Consider the following 17,097-nt stretch of genomic DNA (forward strand, 5'->3'; position numbering starts at 1 on the left):
CTTAAATTTCCGCCTGTGATTTCAACCAAGCTATCTCTTCGGCCCAGATATCCGGGTTCACTGTTTCCAGAATCAGCGGAATATTATCAAAGCGCGGATCGCGCATAATATAGCTAAACACCGTTTTGCCGATATTCCCCTCACCCAAGCTGTGGTGGCGGTCGACACGGCTGTTAAATTCACTTTTGGCATCATTAAGATGCATACCGCGCAGATATTGGAAGCCGACGATTTCACCAAGCTGATTGAAAGTATGTTCACAATCTGCTTCGGTGCGTAAATCATAACCGGCAGCGAAAGCATGGCAGGTATCAATGCAAACTCCCACGCGGCTTTTATCTTCTACGTCGTCAATAATGGCAGCCAGATGTTCAAACTTGAAGCCGAGGTTGCTGCCCTGACCAGCAGTATTCTCAATCACCGCGGTCACGCCCTCACTGGCGTCCAGCGCGATATTGATCGATTCTGCAATACGCGCCAGACACTTATCTTCATCAATTTGCAGTAAATGGCTGCCGGGATGGAAATTCAGTAACGACAGCCCCAGTTGCTGGCAACGAACCATCTCATCGATAAAAGCTTCACGGGATTTTTCCAGTGCCTCTGTGACTGGATGACCGAGATTAATCAAATAACTGTCGTGCGGCAGGATTTGAGCTGAGGTGTAACCATATTGCTCACAAGCCTGCTTAAATTTTTCAATAACATCTTCCGCTAACGGCGCGGCGCGCCATTGACGTTGATTTTTGGTAAACAGGGCAAAGGCCGTGGCCTCAAGTTGGTGCGCCCGAATCACCGCCTGATCGACACCACCCGCTGCGCTAACATGTGCACCGACAAATTTCATTCCATTCTCCTTTATTTTCCCCTGCATTATGGCATTAATAGGGGATCGATTGAATGGTGAAAAACATAAATAAAATGCGGATCACGTTTGGGTAATTCTTTTTGTGTCTATTGTTTACCAGAGATATTTTGCACTTTTTCTGAGAGAAAATCTTTTGATATAATATTTATGACCATGATAACTGATTGGTTTTTATCATTCTTTTTTTGTTATAACGGATTGGACGATTTTTATGAAAAAGACTTTATTAGCTACGTCTTTGATAGCTTGTTTATCAATCATGTCAGTCAATGTATATGCTGCTAATGAAAATACCGTTTCTATTGGTTATGCTCAAAATAATATAAGTGCAGCGGGTAATAGCTTAAATAAAGATCCTAAAGGTTTTAACTTTAAATATCGTTATGAAATTAATAATGCTCTCGGGCTAATAGGTTCATTTACTCATACCCATCAAGGATATAATTTATCTGATGGCTATGGCGATGTTGGCTCTGGTGATTTTGATTATTACTCATTCACTGCGGGCCCATCTTATCGTTTTAATGAATATGTTAGTACATATGGATTAATAGGGGCCGCGCGAGGTAAGGTCAGCCTATCTGTATTTGATGAATCTGTCAGCGAGAGTAAGACCGCTATGGCCTATGGCGTTGGGGTACAATTCAATCCGCTCCCAAATATTGCCATTGATGCCTCATATGAACATACCAAATTGAGTGATATTAAAGTTGGCACATGGATGTTGGGTGTTGGCTATAGATTCTGATTTATTGATATAGCCACAGAATTCAACTGAAAGCATACTTTTCGGTTATTTTCAGGGTTGGTATTGCGGTTTCTTATACCTAAGCCCCTTGGTTATGATCCGCTCCAAATTTGTGGATGCCATTAGGGGTCATGCTGATGCTGTCTCTTGAACTGAGAACTGCTCAAGAGACAGCTGATATGCCCCTTCTTCTGCACTAATTAAATAGCGAATAAATTCTTCCTATATCGATTTACGCGGCAATATGCTGAACCAGTAAGTTGATGCCGGTACCCCCGATCAGCAACCAGGCAAACAGCATTAAAGCCAGTAACAGCGGTTTTATCCCCGCCTGGCGAATAGAGCCAACGTGGGTAGTTAACCCCAGAGCTGCCATCGCCATCGCCAGTAAAATAGTATCCAATACAATCAGATGGTTAACCCAAGCTGCGGGCAGCAGGTTGAGTGAGTTGAAACCGGCCATCAGAATAAATATCACCGCAAACCACGGAATGGTGATGGCACTTTTCTCACGTTTTTCCCCATGGGTCTTCATGCTGCTACGGCCCAAATAAGCGGAAAGTAACAGCAAGAACGGGGCCAGCATCATGACGCGGATCATTTTGGTGATAACCGCTGCATTTTCAGCATCAGGCCCCATCGCATGGCCCGCCGCCACGACCTGTGCCACTTCATGAATGGTTGAACCGGCAAAAATACCAAAGGTTTCCTGACTAAATGGCAGCCATTGATAATGCAGATTCAACTGGTACAGCCATGGATAAACAAAAATGGCTAACGTCCCAAAAATCACCACGGTTGCCACCGCTACCGCAACTTTGCTGGCATCGGCTTTCAGCACCGGCTCTGTCGCCATGATTGCCGCAGCGCCACAAATACTGCTACCGGCACCAATCAGCATCACGGTTTGCTGGTCCAGACCAAATACCCGTTTACCCAGCCAGCACGCCAGTATGAAGGTCGAACTTAAGGTTAACAGGTCGATAATCATCCCGGTGGCCCCGACATCAGCCACTTGCTGAAAAGTCAGCCGGAAACCATATAAAATAATCCCTAATCGCAACAAATGTTGCTTAGCAAGCACCACCCCGTCAGCACAGACTGGCTGCACCCATGGGTACAAGGTATTGCCCACCACAATGCCGAATAGAATAGCCAGAGTCAGAGCCCCTAGCCCCATATCGATAAACCACGGCATATCACCCACTTTAAGTGCTACCCCAGTAAGCACACCGGTTAATACTAAACCCGGGATATAGCGGGTCAGAGTAAACTGCTGTGGTTGGGAGAGTCCTTTAGTATGAGAAGTCGCCATGTTATCTCCTGTGTCCTGTAAAGATTGCGCACAGTTTACTGATTTTTAGCATAATAGATAAATTCATTATATATTTATAATCAATCGATATAAGTGGTAAAGGTGCTTGGAGGCATCACAAAATGAGTGGTTTCAGTTATTGATAATGCAGGCATACGCAGGAGAGCATGCCTGATAATTCATTTATGGCGAAGTGGGTTGGTCAGTTTGCCCTGTGGCAGTAGGGGAGGACTGATCATGTGGATTAGGTGTTCCTAGCATACAAGCGTTATAGTCCTCTATTTCTGGTTGCAGACAGGCCGTTATGCATTCGTCTTCACTTAATCCAGCAAGTAAGCAAGCATTCGCCGACCAAGAAATAGCTGAAATAGTTAAGAAAAACAGTAGATATTTAATAGGATTATTCATAAGTACGCCTCAATAAGTTAAATGAATCCATCTATTTAATATGTGAGGGGTCATTGGCGATATTCTAATTTCTAAGCTAATAAATAATATTTATAATGAATATATACAATGATTTATCACACCACGAAAACAATATGCCGATAGTGCGAGCAGTTCAATGAACTAATACTCGTATTAATAGGACTAAAGCATCGGAACAACCTGCAGATGGCTGGCGGGTGTAGTGGGGAGAGCAAGCAACGACGTTACAGTTGTAATATTTAATCAGCGATATAAGGTTTTAATATGAAGAAGATAAAACCAGAAAAGTCGCTTTGGGCGATATTGGTGATTGCACCACTTATTTATTTATTGATTCCACCTTATTTAGTCGCTTATTTTTTCAAATTATATAACTTGAATCCTTTCCATATAGCGTCGCTGCCGCATTTTAATCCATTCAAGACCGAGCGCGGCATCCCATTATCACATACTTTTAGCTATCTGCTGATTATGTGGTTGATTTTAAACGTAGTTGTCAGCACGATTGTGGCAATAGTTTATCGGTTATTCTTTCGTCCAGAGGATAATAAATAGTATTTTCGCTGCTTAATTTGATCCCTGATAACCTCCCGATTTTACTCAAAGGTGTTAGTCTTATACGGTAATTGAGGCTATATAATCCTTTCGTCAGCAATTACTTTGGGTAGACATTAGCTCCTCTCATCTGGCAACTGACGAACAGAGTGATGATAGCGTCCTCCATTTTTTACTACAGAGACCGTTATGCACATAACCTTACGTCAACTTGAAGTCTTTACTGAGGTGTTAAAGAGCGGCTCCACCACCCAGGCATCGGTTGTGCTGGCGCTTTCACAATCGGCAGTCAGTGCTGCCTTGGCGGATTTGGAAGGGCAATTAGGGGTGCAACTTTTTGATAGGGTCGGTAAGCGTTTAGTGACCAATGAGCATGGGCGTCTGCTTTACCCCAAAGCGCGTGCGTTACTCGATCAGTCGATTGAAATAGAACAACTTTTCTTACAGGATTTAGGTGCATTACGCATCGCGGCCAGTAGCACTATTGGCAACTATATGTTGCCGGGCATGATTGCCAAGTATCGGCGTGATTTTCCTGGCACGCCGCTGGAACTGAATATTGGTAATACCCAGGATGTCATTGAGGCGGTAGCTGATTTTCGCGGAGACTTGGGGTTGATTGAAGGGCCATGCCATATGCCGGAGCTAATGACTCAGGCCTGGCAACGTGATGAGCTGGTGGTGTTTGCGGCCCCTGATAATCCACTATGTCATAAAATGCTGACTCTGGATGAGCTAGCTGACGCCGCTTGGATCCTCAGAGAGCGAGGTTCAGGTACCCGCGAAGTGCTCGACCATTTATTGTTGGCAAAATTGCCCCATTTTAAGTTAGTTATGGAACTGGGCAACTCAGAGGCCATTAAGCGGGCAGTGCGTTACGGCATGGGAATCAGTTGCTTATCGCGTCAGGTTATTGCCGATCAACTCGCCAGTGGTGAATTGATCGCGCTTAATATCCCTTTGCCGCCACTTTTCCGCACGCTATACCTGATTCATCATCGGCAAAAACACATCTCCAATGCTTTACAACGTTTTCTTAGTTATTGTCAGGAAGAGACTTGAACGCGGTGGTTTTCATACCAGTGTATTAGCAGCATGGTGCGGAGGGTTTTGAGTGTTTTACACCAGCTAAAAGGGCGATTTTGGCTTGAATACCCTGTTGGTATGAGCTTCTTCTGACAATTAAGCTTTTGCTAATAATTGGGCTGGGATCATGAAGGTATCTTATATCAGCGCATTGTTACTAACAGAGCCGGTGGGATTTGTTACAATCCCGCCTCATTTTTAAGGGCGGATTAGGGTAAGAATGACTCAGCAACATACTAAAATCCCAGCGCAGCAGGGTGCACAGCGCTTACGCCGAGAGCTTAAATCACGGCATCTAGCCATGATCGCTATCGGTGGTTCAATTGGTACCGGTCTATTTGTGGCCTCAGGGGCGACGGTATCACAGGCAGGCCCAGGTGGAGCATTGCTCTCCTATGCATTGATTGGCCTGATGGTTTATTTCTTGATGACCAGCCTCGGTGAACTGGCGGCATTCATGCCGGTATCCGGTTCATTCTCGACTTACGGCTCAAAATATGTTGAGGAAGGCTTCGGCTTCGCCCTCGGCTGGAACTACTGGTACAACTGGGCGGTCACTATCGCCGTTGACTTGGTTGCTGCACAGTTAGTGATGAATTACTGGTTCCCGGACACCCCAGGCTGGATCTGGAGTGCGCTGTTCCTCGGCTTGATGTTTTTACTGAATTGGATATCAGTAAAAGGCTTTGGTGAAGCGGAATACTGGTTCTCACTGATTAAAGTGACCACAGTGATTATCTTCATCATTGTGGGCGTAATGATGATCAGCGGCATCATGAAGGGCGGCGAAAGTGCCGGCTGGCACAACTGGACTATTGGTGATGCACCTTTTGCGGGTGGTTTCTCCGCGATGATTGGTGTGGCAATGATTGTCGGTTTCTCTTTCCAGGGGACTGAGCTTATCGGTATTGCTGCGGGCGAATCAAAAGATCCGGGCAAGAACATTCCACGCGCGGTGCGCAAGGTGTTCTGGCGTATTTTGCTGTTCTATATCTTCGCGATCCTTATTATCAGTTTGATCATTCCGTACACTGACCCAAGTCTGTTACGTAATGATGTTAAAGATATCAGTGTCAGCCCGTTCACCTTGGTGTTCCAGAATGCGGGTCTGCTGTCGGCAGCTGCGGTGATGAATGCAGTTATCCTGACGGCAGTATTATCCGCCGGTAACTCAGGCATGTATGCTTCAACCCGCATGCTGTTTACGCTGGCTTCAGAAGGTAAAGCACCACGTATTTTCGCCAAGCTTTCTAGTGGCGGTGTACCGCGTAATGCGCTCTATGCCACGACGGTAGTGGCTGGTTTGTGCTTCTTGAGCTCGATGTTTGGTAATCAAACTGTCTATCTGTGGTTGCTTAATACTTCAGGGATGACGGGCTTTATTGCCTGGTTGGGGATTGCCATCAGTCATTACCGTTTCCGTCGCGGTTATATGATGCAGGGCCGTGATTTGAATGACTTACCTTATCAATCAGGCTTCTTCCCATTAGGGCCGATTTTCGCCTTTGTGCTGTGTTTGACCATTACTTTGGGTCAGAACTATCAGGCATTCCTGCAAGATCGCATTGATTGGTATGGCGTCACCGCCACCTATATCGGTATTCCATTGTTCCTGATCATTTGGTTTGGCTATAAGCTGACCCGTGGTACTCGGGTAATCAAATACAAAGATATGGAATTCCCTAAATGGCGCGATGATAGTCATGATGAGCAGGAACCGAAAAAACCGGTGCTGATCTCTGACTAACCTCAGGATGCAATAAGAGAAGGGCGATAACATTATCGCCCTTTTTTACATCCATAATTTGAGGGTTATCTGCTCCATCTTCCGCAAATATTTTCGCTAACTTCACCTCATTCCCCCTATCAGAACGTGGGTAAAATTAACCCTATTGATTAAATAATATTATAAAAGAAGCATTTACAAACAATTAGATTAAATCAGTTATAGCAATCTTATTGATAAGTATTATCGTTTGTTTTATTGTTAGCGCCATCTGATAAGGAAGTGTAAAGGGCATTGGGGTTGGTGAGCCTGAAGACCGTTCTGGCGACATCCCCTAAAACCAATAATGGCCCGTGGCAGGTAACAGACATAAATGAGTGTATCTACAGAACCCATGACCAACACGCAGCAGCAAACTGATGTCAGCGTCATGGGGCGTTATAAGAATATTGTACGTCACCGCCTGCTAATTATGGGTATTTTGGTGTTGGCGATTGTCGGCTGCTTGTTGTTGGATTTCACGATGGGGCCATCGGGCCTAACATTGTCGTCGCTGTGGCAGACATTCATTGATCCGGCCAGCGCTAATGCGGGTACCCGGGTTATTGTTTGGGATATTCGTTTACCCTATGCCTTGATGGCGGTGGTGATTGGTTTATCGCTCGGGCTGGCCGGGGCTGAAATGCAAACCATCCTGAATAACCCACTGGCTAGCCCCTTTACCCTGGGGGTTTCCTCAGCGGCGGCATTTGGTGCGGCGTTGGCGATTGTCTCGGGGATTGGTATTCCTGGGGTGCCTGACCAGTGGTTTATCTCAGTTAATGCCTTTATTTTTGCTCTGTTCGCCGCCTTGATGCTCGACGGAATTACACGCTGGACGCGAGTGGCGACTTCCGGCGTGGTGTTGTTCGGTATTGCCTTGGTCTTTACCTTCAATGCGCTGGTTTCAATGATGCAGTTCATTGCCAGTGAAGACACCCTGCAAGGCTTAGTCTTCTGGACCATGGGCAGTCTGGCGCGTGCTTCATGGAGCAAACTTGGCATCATGCTAGCGGTGTTTGCTTTGATGCTGCCATTGTCGATGATGAGTTCATGGAAACTGACCGCATTGCGCTTAGGCGAAGACCGCGCCATCAGTTTTGGTATTGATGTTCGCCGCTTACGCTTGGGAACATTGCTGCGTATCAGCATATTATCGGCGTTGGCAGTGGCATTCGTCGGCCCGATTGGTTTCATCGGTCTGGTAGCGCCGCATATTGCGCGCATGATTTTTGGTGAAGACCACCGTTTCTATCTGCCAGCCAGTGCCCTGATTGGCGCGCTGGTCCTGTCGATGGCATCCATTGCCTCGAAAAACCTGATTCCTGGCGTCATCATTCCGGTTGGCATCGTGACCTCGTTGGTGGGCGTACCATTCTTCCTCAGCATTATTTTACGCCATAGGGGGAATGTATGACTTCAGGCTTACGTATTGAGAGTTTTAATGCGGGCTACCCGAAACGCCCGGTGATTCAAGACCTGACGGTACCCTTGCTGCCACGCGGCAAAATTACTGTATTGCTTGGGCCGAATGGCAGCGGTAAGTCAACCTTACTGCGCTCCTTGACGGGGTTAAACCGTGCCCAAGGTCAGTTGTGGCTGGATGGCAGTGACCTGATGCAGATGCCGTTTGCCCAGCGGGCCGAAAAAGTGGTGTATTTGCCGCAATCACTGCCCGCAGGTGTGCATCTGCATGTGTTGGAGTCGATTATCGTGGCCCAACGTGCCTCTGGCGGGCGCAGTAATGCCAGCAGTGAAGCAGAAGTGATGGCCTTACTGGAACAGCTAGGTATTGCTCACCTGGCACTCAGTTATCTGGATCAACTTTCTGGCGGTCAGAAGCAATTGGTGGGGTTGGCGCAATCTCTTATTCGCCAGCCGTCACTGTTATTACTTGATGAGCCACTCAGCGCGCTGGATCTTAATTATCAGTTCCATGTGATGGATTTGGTAGGTAAAGAAACCCGTAAACGCAATATTATTACCGTGGTTGTGGTTCATGACATCAATATTGCCTTACGTCATGGCGACCATGTGCTGATGCTGCAAAACGGCACCTTGATTGCTGATGGTTTACCCGAGGATGTTATTACGCCGCAAAGTCTGGCCAGAGTATATGGTGTGAAAGGGCGTATTGAGCGCTGTTCACAAGGAACACCACAAGTATTAATTGATGGGTTGGTCACAGAGCCCACAATATAAATAAGTCATTTTTTTATGCCTTATTTCACGCGGTGCACCAGCACTGTGATGTAAGGCATATATTTGAGAAGTAACCGATTTTATAAAATAAAAATTATCTATTAAGCAGGAGTCGTTGGAAGCGCTATTTCTGCTTTGGTGAGCTATTGCCGATGTTTATAAAAATAATATTTATCACCTGCCCGTCAGGCGGTATCGCTACAGGCAAAAAGAACCTGATGGAAAGGCTCTGAGTAAATTTATATCTCATGGAGAACGTATAATGGCGAAGGCCAATAAGAGTTTTAGGAAATCTAATGCTGCGGCATTGGTAATAGCGACAATTATCTCATCTCAGGCGTATGCCGCTGAAACCAATACCACCACAACAGATACTATGGTGGTAACGGCAACAGGCTTCCAACAACGTATTCAAGACTCAGCGGCGTCTATTTCTGTTGTTACCCGCGAGCAAATTGAAAATAAAGCTTATCGTGATATTACCGATGCGCTAAGAGATGTCCCGGGCGTGGTGGTGACTGGCGGCGGTAGCCACAGTGATATCAGTATTCGTGGTATGGCCGCGAAATACACGCTGATTCTGGTCGATGGCAAACGAGTGGATACCCGTGGCACGCGGCCAAACAGCGATGGCTCGGGTATTGAGCAGGGCTGGCTGCCACCACTGGCCGCCATTGAGCGCATTGAAGTAGTTCGCGGCCCGATGTCCTCACTTTATGGCTCCGACGCCATGGGCGGGGTGATTAACGTCATTACCCGTAAAGTGGGCAAAGAGTGGCACGGCACCGTGCGTGCTGATGCGACTTTGCAAGAAGATGCCAAATCTGGCGATATTTATCAAACCAACGCTTATGCCTCTGGCCCATTAATTGACGGTTTACTGGGATTAAAAGTCAGCGGTCTGCTTTCTCATCGTAGTGAAGATAAAATTGTCGATGGCTATAATGAGCAGCGCTTAAGAAATGGTGCAGCGACATTTACGCTGACCCCAGATGACAAGAACGAATTTGATTTTGATATTGGCCATTATGTGCAAGACAGAAATTCAACCGCTGGGCGTTCAGTGGCATTAAATGGCAAAAGCAGTGATGTGCAATATGACCGCAATAATTACGCGGTTACCCATCACGGTTATTATGATTTTGGTAATTCAACCAGCTATGTTCAGCGTGATGAAACCCGCAACCCATCGCGGGAAATGAAAAGTGTCGATAATATCTTTAATAGCCAAACTTCATTCCTGTTCGATAGCCACACATTAATTCTTGGCGGCCAATATCGTTACGAAGAATTATATGATGAAGGCAACCAATTAGTGTCAGCCAGTGATTTGACTAAATTGACGCGCTGGAGCTGGGCACTGTTTGCTGAAGATGAATGGCAGATGACCAATGATTTCGCACTGACCGGCGGTATCCGCATGGATCAGGATGAAAACTATGGTACTCACTGGACACCGCGTTTATATGGGGTCTGGCATCTGGCAGAGCAATGGACATTAAAGGGTGGGGTATCTGGCGGTTATCGTTCACCAGATTTGCGTCAGGCTACCGAAAACTGGGGGCAACTCACCGGTGGTGGCCGTGGTGATCCGGCGATCATTATTGGTAATGCTAACCTGAAACCAGAAAGAAGCCTTAGCCAGGAAATTGGCATTCTCTGGGATGATCAGGAAGGTATGAATGCCGGAGTCACGCTATTTAATACTGATTTTAAAGATAAAATTACCGAGGTGCGCCGCTGTACTGACGTTGATGCAAGCGGCAAGCCCTCAGGCAATGCATCCGGTCAGTGCATGATCAATGGCACCAGCTATAAATTTATTAGTGACCGTACCAACGTGGACAAAGCCATGACGCGCGGCGTGGAAGCCACCTTTGGTTGGGATATCAATAAAGAGTGGTCACTGACGTCCAACTATACCTTTACTCAATCTGAGCAGAAGAGCGGGCAGTTCTCTGGTCAGCCACTGAATCAGATGCCAAAACATATGCTGAACGGCACACTGAACTGGCAAGCGAGTGAAGAATTAGCCACCTGGATTCGGGCTAACTACCGCGGTAAAACCTCGGAATATCTCGATCGTACCAGCATGGGCACTCAAACCCCGTCTTATACTTTTGTTGATGTCGGGGCCAACTACCAACTGACAAAAGAGTTCCGTCTCATGGGCGGCGTCTACAACGTGCTGGATAAACGTGTGGATATTGAAGTTAACGATAAGGTTCTGGATGGGCGTCGTTATATGGTTGGGGCGAGCTACGATTTCTAATTCCCCTTTGTCCTTGGCGTCGCAGGGGTGTTAGCGGCGCTTACTCACCCGAGTCACTGACTTGAGTCAGCTCGTCGGGATGAGTTCGCTGGCTGCCTACCTGCGGCACCAATGACTTCGGGGAATGGATTTTGTCCTTGGCATTGCAGGGGTGCTAGCGGCACTCACTCACCCGAGTCATTGACTGCCAATTTGCGGCGATTTGCTGTCGCAGGGGTTAGCGATATTTGCTGACCCCTGTGGCTTCATCAGCTCAGGCCAATATCTATCACTTTCTGGAATGCCGGTCTCTGCGCCAGCTGTTGATACCAACGCTGTAAGTGCGGTAATTCCGGGCGCTCAATCTGCAGGTTAAACCAGGCGTAAGCCAGACAGCCTAACGGAATATCACCGATACCGAATTGATCACCAGAAAGATAGGCTTGCTTGTCGAGGGCCGTATCCGCAATTGTCATCAATTTATTCAGTTGCTCAATACCTTGAGCGATCTTCACTTTGTCTTGCTGTTCTGGCGCGGTGCGTACTAGCCCAATAAATACCGCTTTAAAGGGCTCTACGACACTGGACGAAGCCCAATCCATCCATTTTTCAGCACTTGCTCGTTGCCGCGCATCAGGTAGATAAAGAGTCTCTTCGCCATATTGCGCCGCCAAATAGCGCACAATAGTGTTCGATTCCCACAAAATAAAATCGTCATCTTGTAGGCAAGGGATCAGGCCATTTGGATTCAATGTACGATAAAGCGGCTCATTAAGCTTGCCATACTGACCACCGACATCAATTCGCTCATAGCGGAGACTCAACTCTTCCAGACACCACAGCACTTTTTTGACATTGGTCGAGTTATTTCGACCCCAGACCGTCAGCATATCAAATCCTCTTTATTTAACGCCGTTGCCAATGATGGATATCCCAGTCATGTAAAATTGCCAAATCTACCAATTCGGTGCCCGGATTGATGACTGCGGCGCGGTCGACATATTCCAGTAGCGGCTTGTCATTGATGGAGTCACTGTAACCATAAGTTCGATGGAAATCTAACTGGGGTGACTCCGCCAGCCACTGTTTCAACCGCTCGACTTTACCTTCGCGATAAGTCAGGGTGCCGTATGTTTTGCCGGTATAGCGATTGTTTTCCAGCTCGACGCCAATCGATAACGCCGCATTGGCAGAGAAATACTGTGCAATCGGGGTGACCAAATGCTCGCCAGTGGCTGAAATAATGACGATATAATCGCCACGTTCTCGGTGCCAGGTTAGTAGCTTTCTGGCTTGTGGATAAACGCGAGGCAAAATATCGCGCTCAATAAAACGCGCCACCCAACCCGCCACTTCAGACTGATGTTTACCGACCAGAGGTGACAAAGTCGACTCCATATAACAGGACATCGACAGGTTACCTTGGTAATACTGCTTCATTAAATATTGTTCTTGTTCTGCCAGCTCGATGGGAGCCAGTCCCTCATCAACTAACCAGCGCAGCCATAGGCCAGAACTGTCATCGCTTATTAGCGTTTCATCAAGGTCAAATAGGGCCAAATCCATTAAGCCACCTCCTGGTTGGTAAATCGAATGAAGTGAAACTTAACAGTGCTGGTGCTGAGCATCAGAATATTCCCCACTGGAATAACGGCTATCAACAGCTAACCTAATACTTTCTACCCAAATAGGGAAGTTAAGCAGATTAGTCGGCAAATAAGACAGAACAATGAAATCCTTTTCATTTCTCCAGAAACAGGCTTTCGGCGCGCCATCACGTCACCAACTCATTGAGTTATCTCAACTCGTTAAGACTTATTTTATGGGCTAGTGCGAACTCAGCTTAAATCAACCCCCGCTATATTGATCATTCAGTTGCCGCGCCAACCCGAAATCTATTGGCTACAGACCACTCTGATAAAAATGAAAGAAATAACATAGAACGGATTGATATTGGTGTGCTGAGAAATTTCGGTGTTAATTGTTTATATCGTTTGGATATAGATTGTTAAATATCTAGTCGAGAACGCTCTTAAAAATGTTTTCATCCCCTACAGCTCAGGAGCTGATTATGCTGATTATTCGTTTGTATGGTTGTCCAGTTTTCATTGGTTATGAGCAAAAAAAGCAGCCAATTGAACATTCTGGAGTGAAAAATGAGCCACCAACAGTTAAGCCATCAATCATTTAGTAATCAATCTGCCGTTAATACAGTATCTGCCAATACATTACCTTTATTGGACCTTTCATTGCTTAATGGCAGTGACACTGAACGTCAGACATTCTTGAGCGCTTTACGCCATGCCGCCCGAGATATCGGTTTTTTCTATCTTACCGGACATGGAATTGACCCCGCGCTACTAAAACAGATCCAAACTTTGTCACGTGAATTCTTTGCTCTGCCAGATGAAGAAAAACTGGCGGTCGCCATGGTGCGCTCCCCGCATTTTCGCGGCTATAACCGTGCTGCTTCTGAGCTTACTCGCGGTCAGCCCGACTGGCGCGAACAGTTTGATATCGGTGCTGAGCGAACGCCATTACCTCAAACCCCCGGCACGCCAAGTTGGGCGCGGCTGCAAGGCCCCAATCAGTGGCCTGAGGGGCTACCTGAGCTAAAACCAGCACTGTTGCAATGGCAGCGGGAAATGACGGGAATGGCATTGCGCTTGCTGCGCGCTTTTGCTCTGGCATTGAACTTGGATGAAAACGCCTTTGATGAGTTATATGGCGATAAGCCTAACGAGCATATCAAGCTTATTCGCTATCCGGGGCGAGAAACCACGCAAAGTGGGCAGGGGGTCGGGGCGCATAAGGATTCAGGTTTCCTCAGTTTCTTATTGCAAGATCAACAACGTGGTTTGCAGGTAGAAGTGGAAGAAGGGCGCTGGATTGATGCGGTTCCACAAGACGGCACCTTTGTCGTCAATATTGGTGAATTGCTTGAACTGGCCAGTAATGGATATTTACGCGCCACAGTACATCGTGTGGAAACCCCACCGCCAGGGGCTGACCGTCTGTCTATCGCCTTTTTCCTCGGCGCGCGCCTGGATGCAGTGGTGCCATTGTATCAACTGCCTGAATCTTTGGCGCTGGAGGCTCGGGGGCCAGCCAGTGATCCGCATAATCCGCTGTTTCGTGACGTCGGGCTTAATTATCTCAAAGGGCGCTTGCGTTCTCATCCGGATGTTGCAGAGCGTTACTATCCAGAAACCTTTGGCTCTTGAAACTTACTCAATGGCGTGGGTGTTATTAATGATAAAAACTTATTTTGGGATGATGATTATGACTAAGAAACCTGTTTCTGGCTGGATTCGTGCGGCATTACTGACAGCACTGACATCAACTTTTACCTTATCAGCGCAGGCCGCTGAAGCCTTGCGGGTAGCCGCAGATCCGGTTCCCCATGCGGAAATTCTGCAATTTGTACAGAAACTGGACCCGTCGTTAAATCTGAAAATCATTGAGATCCCAAATGGCGTGAACTCCAATGAGTTGTTAGCTCATGGTGATGTGGACGCCAACTATTTCCAGCATGTTCCTTATTTGCACTCACAAGAGCAGGCACTGGGGCAGAAATTCGCTGTTGCCGCCACGGTGCATATTGAGCCACTCGGCGTCTATTCCCATAAACACAAAACCTTTGCAGATGTGCCGGAGAATGGCACGGTGGCGGTGCCAAACAACGTCACTAACCTCAGTCGTGCGCTCTATTTATTGCAAGATCAGGGGCTGATTACCTTGCAGCCGGGCTTTACTGATCCAGCCAAAAACCAGGCAACACCTAAAGATATTGCCAGCAATCCAAAGCACCTAAAAATCTTGGAGATTGAATCACCGCAGATCCCACGTTCATTGGATGATGTTGATTTGGCTGTGATTAATGGCAACTATGCCCTGGAGGCTGGGTTAAGTCCGGCTAAAGATGCATTGGGGCTGGAGAAAGCGGCCGGTAACCCTTACGCCAATATTTTGGTCACCACGCCAGCATTGGCAGCCGACCCGCGCATCAAACAACTGGCGAAAGATTTACAATCGCCAGAAGTGGCGAAGTTTATCACTGAAAAATATGCCGGTTCGGTTATCCCAGTGGCAGGTATTAAATCATGATCAGCATCGAACGCCTGAGTAAAACCTATCCGCAAGGAGGGCTGCCGATGGTGGCTCTGGAGGAGGTCTCGCTTGAGATCCCGACTGGCTCGGTGTTCGGGATTATTGGCCGCAGCGGGGCCGGTAAAAGTACTTTAATCCGCTGTCTTAACTTACTGGAGCGGCCCACTTCGGGCCGTATTCAGGTCGATGGCCGCGAGTTAACCACACTTTCTGACCGTGAATTACGGTTACAGCGGCAGAATATCGGCATGATTTTCCAGAATTTCCATTTACTTCATTCACGTAATGTCTGGGACAACATTGCTGTGGGTTTGGAAATTATTGGTATGCCGAAATCGCAGCGGCAAAAACGTGTCGCAGAATTATTAGATTTAGTGGGGTTGAGTGACAAAGCGCATGCTTTTCCCTCTCAGTTATCCGGTGGGCAAAAGCAGCGCGTCGGTATTGCCAGGGCGCTGGCGGCTAAGCCCTCATATCTGTTATCTGACGAGGCCACCAGTGCACTGGACCCAGAAACTACTGCCTCGATATTGGCACTGCTCAGTGATATTAACCGCCAGTTGGGGTTAACCATCGTGTTGATTACCCATGAGTTGGATGTGGTGAAATCTATCTGTGATAACGCGGCGTTACTCGAAGGTGGGCGAGTGGCCGAAACCGGCGCTATTGCGGATTTACTGGCTTCTCCTCACTCCCGTTTAGGGCGTTTATTACTGCCAGCCCGTGGCCCGGCTTCTTTATCCGGTACGCCGGTGGCGGAACTGACTTTCTTTGATACGTTAGCGGCCTCTCCAGCACTCAGTGAATTGGCGCACCGACATGCGGTGGGCGTCACTCTACTCGGCGGCGGAGTGGAATCGATTGGCGGTCAACGGGTTGGCCGTTTGCAGGTTGATTTCAGCCACCCAGATGGCGGGTTGAATTTGGCTGAAGTCTTACAATTTCTTAATGAGCGTGGTGTGAGGGCCGAGTTGCTATGAACAACCGCATGAGTTGGCAGGACCTGCTGGCATTGGTCGCTAATGCTACCGGCGAGACCCTATATATGGTGGTGATTGCCACCTTTTTCACCGTGCTGATTGGTTTGCCTTTGGGCGTATTATTATTTGTTTCACGCCCTAATGGGGTACTACCTGCGCCGCGGCTAAATACCTTGATCGGGGCCATCGTGAATTTAGGGCGTTCAATGCCCTTTGTGGTGCTACTCATTGCATTAATTCCCATTACCCGGTGGATTATCGGGACGACACTGGGCAGTACTGCCGCTATTGTGCCCATCACTCTTGGGGCAATTCCGTTTTTTGCTCGAGTGGTTGAAGCGGCATTAGATGAAGTTGATAAAGGGCGAATTGAGGCCATTTTATCCATGGGGGGATCGGCGCGGCATGTGATCCAAAAAGTGTTGTTGCCGGAAGCACTGCCCGCTTTATTGGCGGGGATAACTTTAACCGTCGTCATGCTGGTGGGGTTCTCATCAATGGCGGGGGTTATCGGCGGCGGCGGGCTGGGTGATTTGGCTATTCGTTATGGTTATCAACGATTTAATAATGAAGTGATGGTCGCGACTCTAATTATATTGGTGATTCTGGTTCAGGGTGTACAAAGCTTGGGTGACAAGTGGGTCAGGTCACTGGCTCATCGGCGCTAACGCTTTTACCGCATAAAAGTTTTTACCGCTTATTTTTTATTCATCCCGACACCTATTTTCTTTCATTTCTTTTCTTCTCTGTCTATTCTTGACGTTCTCTTTTGTACCTATCAAAATGAT

16 protein-coding genes are annotated in these 17,097 nt (G+C 47.4%); 11 read left to right on the forward strand and 5 right to left on the reverse strand.

Annotated elements, in window-relative coordinates; all coding sequences use genetic code 11:
* Position 1 precedes the first annotated feature (1 nt).
* The gene (gene nfo, locus FTA96_RS15430) at positions 2-847 is read right to left on the reverse strand and encodes a deoxyribonuclease IV (protein WP_050145403.1); all 846 of its coding nucleotides are present in this window, start codon (positions 845-847) and stop codon (positions 2-4) included.
* Positions 848-1,079: 232 nt separating this feature from the next.
* Between nfo and FTA96_RS15435 the strand changes: the two genes are divergently transcribed.
* Complete coding sequence (locus FTA96_RS15435) at positions 1,080-1,616, forward strand: Ail/Lom family outer membrane beta-barrel protein (RefSeq protein WP_050151098.1); 537 nt, start codon at positions 1,080-1,082, stop codon at positions 1,614-1,616.
* Between the two features lie 232 nt (positions 1,617-1,848).
* Here FTA96_RS15435 and FTA96_RS15440 read toward each other — a convergent pair whose 3' ends face one another.
* Entirely contained in the window at positions 1,849-2,931 is a 1,083-nt protein-coding gene (locus tag FTA96_RS15440; protein WP_050120908.1) for a YeiH family protein, read from the reverse strand.
* A 183-nt stretch (positions 2,932-3,114) separates the two neighbouring features.
* Complete coding sequence (locus FTA96_RS15445; RefSeq protein WP_134958004.1) at positions 3,115-3,339, reverse strand: hypothetical protein; 225 nt, start codon at positions 3,337-3,339, stop codon at positions 3,115-3,117.
* Positions 3,340-3,624: 285 nt separating this feature from the next.
* Between FTA96_RS15445 and FTA96_RS15450 the strand changes: the two genes are divergently transcribed.
* From FTA96_RS15450 to FTA96_RS15475, 6 genes are all read left to right on the forward strand, one after another.
* The gene (locus tag FTA96_RS15450; RefSeq protein WP_050106222.1) at positions 3,625-3,915 is read left to right on the forward strand and encodes a hypothetical protein; all 291 of its coding nucleotides are present in this window, start codon (positions 3,625-3,627) and stop codon (positions 3,913-3,915) included.
* A gap of 189 nt (positions 3,916-4,104) precedes the next feature.
* Positions 4,105-4,977 carry a DNA-binding transcriptional regulator YeiE gene (gene yieE / locus FTA96_RS15455; RefSeq protein ID WP_050106224.1) on the forward strand — a complete coding sequence of 291 codons (873 nt, stop codon included), beginning with the start codon at positions 4,105-4,107 and terminating at the stop codon, positions 4,975-4,977.
* Positions 4,978-5,221: 244 nt separating this feature from the next.
* Positions 5,222-6,748 (forward strand): amino acid permease, encoded by a 1,527-nt coding sequence (locus FTA96_RS15460; RefSeq protein ID WP_050106226.1) that lies wholly within the window; start codon positions 5,222-5,224, stop codon positions 6,746-6,748.
* Between the two features lie 352 nt (positions 6,749-7,100).
* Positions 7,101-8,183: a FecCD family ABC transporter permease gene (locus FTA96_RS15465; protein ID WP_050106227.1), complete on the forward strand. Its 1,083-nt coding sequence runs from the start codon at positions 7,101-7,103 to the stop codon at positions 8,181-8,183.
* Positions 8,180-8,968: an ABC transporter ATP-binding protein gene (locus FTA96_RS15470; RefSeq protein ID WP_145533221.1), complete on the forward strand. Its 789-nt coding sequence runs from the start codon at positions 8,180-8,182 to the stop codon at positions 8,966-8,968. The genes FTA96_RS15465 and FTA96_RS15470 overlap by 4 nt, the downstream gene beginning before the upstream one ends.
* Before the next feature lie 262 nt (positions 8,969-9,230).
* Positions 9,231-11,240 carry a ligand-gated channel protein gene (locus tag FTA96_RS15475; RefSeq protein WP_050151042.1) on the forward strand — a complete coding sequence of 670 codons (2,010 nt, stop codon included), beginning with the start codon at positions 9,231-9,233 and terminating at the stop codon, positions 11,238-11,240.
* Between the two features lie 248 nt (positions 11,241-11,488).
* Here FTA96_RS15475 and FTA96_RS15480 read toward each other — a convergent pair whose 3' ends face one another.
* Positions 11,489-12,109 carry a glutathione S-transferase gene (locus tag FTA96_RS15480; protein WP_050151043.1) on the reverse strand — a complete coding sequence of 207 codons (621 nt, stop codon included), beginning with the start codon at positions 12,107-12,109 and terminating at the stop codon, positions 11,489-11,491.
* A gap of 16 nt (positions 12,110-12,125) precedes the next feature.
* Positions 12,126-12,785, reverse strand: coding sequence for an HAD family hydrolase (locus FTA96_RS15485; RefSeq protein WP_050120913.1), 660 nt, complete (start codon positions 12,783-12,785; stop codon positions 12,126-12,128).
* A 590-nt stretch (positions 12,786-13,375) separates the two neighbouring features.
* Between FTA96_RS15485 and FTA96_RS15490 the strand changes: the two genes are divergently transcribed.
* Genes FTA96_RS15490 through FTA96_RS15505 form a run of 4 tightly spaced genes read left to right on the forward strand, consistent with a single transcriptional unit; the run spans position 13,376 to position 16,977 of the window.
* Entirely contained in the window at positions 13,376-14,443 is a 1,068-nt protein-coding gene (locus tag FTA96_RS15490) for an isopenicillin N synthase family dioxygenase (RefSeq protein ID WP_050145400.1), read from the forward strand.
* A 58-nt stretch (positions 14,444-14,501) separates the two neighbouring features.
* A complete protein-coding gene (locus FTA96_RS15495) occupies positions 14,502-15,326 on the forward strand; it encodes a MetQ/NlpA family ABC transporter substrate-binding protein (RefSeq protein WP_050106358.1) in 825 nt (274 codons plus the stop codon).
* Complete coding sequence (locus FTA96_RS15500; protein ID WP_050106237.1) at positions 15,323-16,309, forward strand: methionine ABC transporter ATP-binding protein; 987 nt, start codon at positions 15,323-15,325, stop codon at positions 16,307-16,309. The genes FTA96_RS15495 and FTA96_RS15500 overlap by 4 nt, the downstream gene beginning before the upstream one ends.
* Positions 16,306-16,977: a methionine ABC transporter permease gene (locus tag FTA96_RS15505; RefSeq protein WP_050106238.1), complete on the forward strand. Its 672-nt coding sequence runs from the start codon at positions 16,306-16,308 to the stop codon at positions 16,975-16,977. The genes FTA96_RS15500 and FTA96_RS15505 overlap by 4 nt, the downstream gene beginning before the upstream one ends.
* Positions 16,978-17,097: the final 120 nt, after the last annotated feature.

The organism is Yersinia alsatica (assembly GCF_902170305.1).
Classification (GTDB): domain Bacteria; phylum Pseudomonadota; class Gammaproteobacteria; order Enterobacterales; family Enterobacteriaceae; genus Yersinia; species Yersinia alsatica.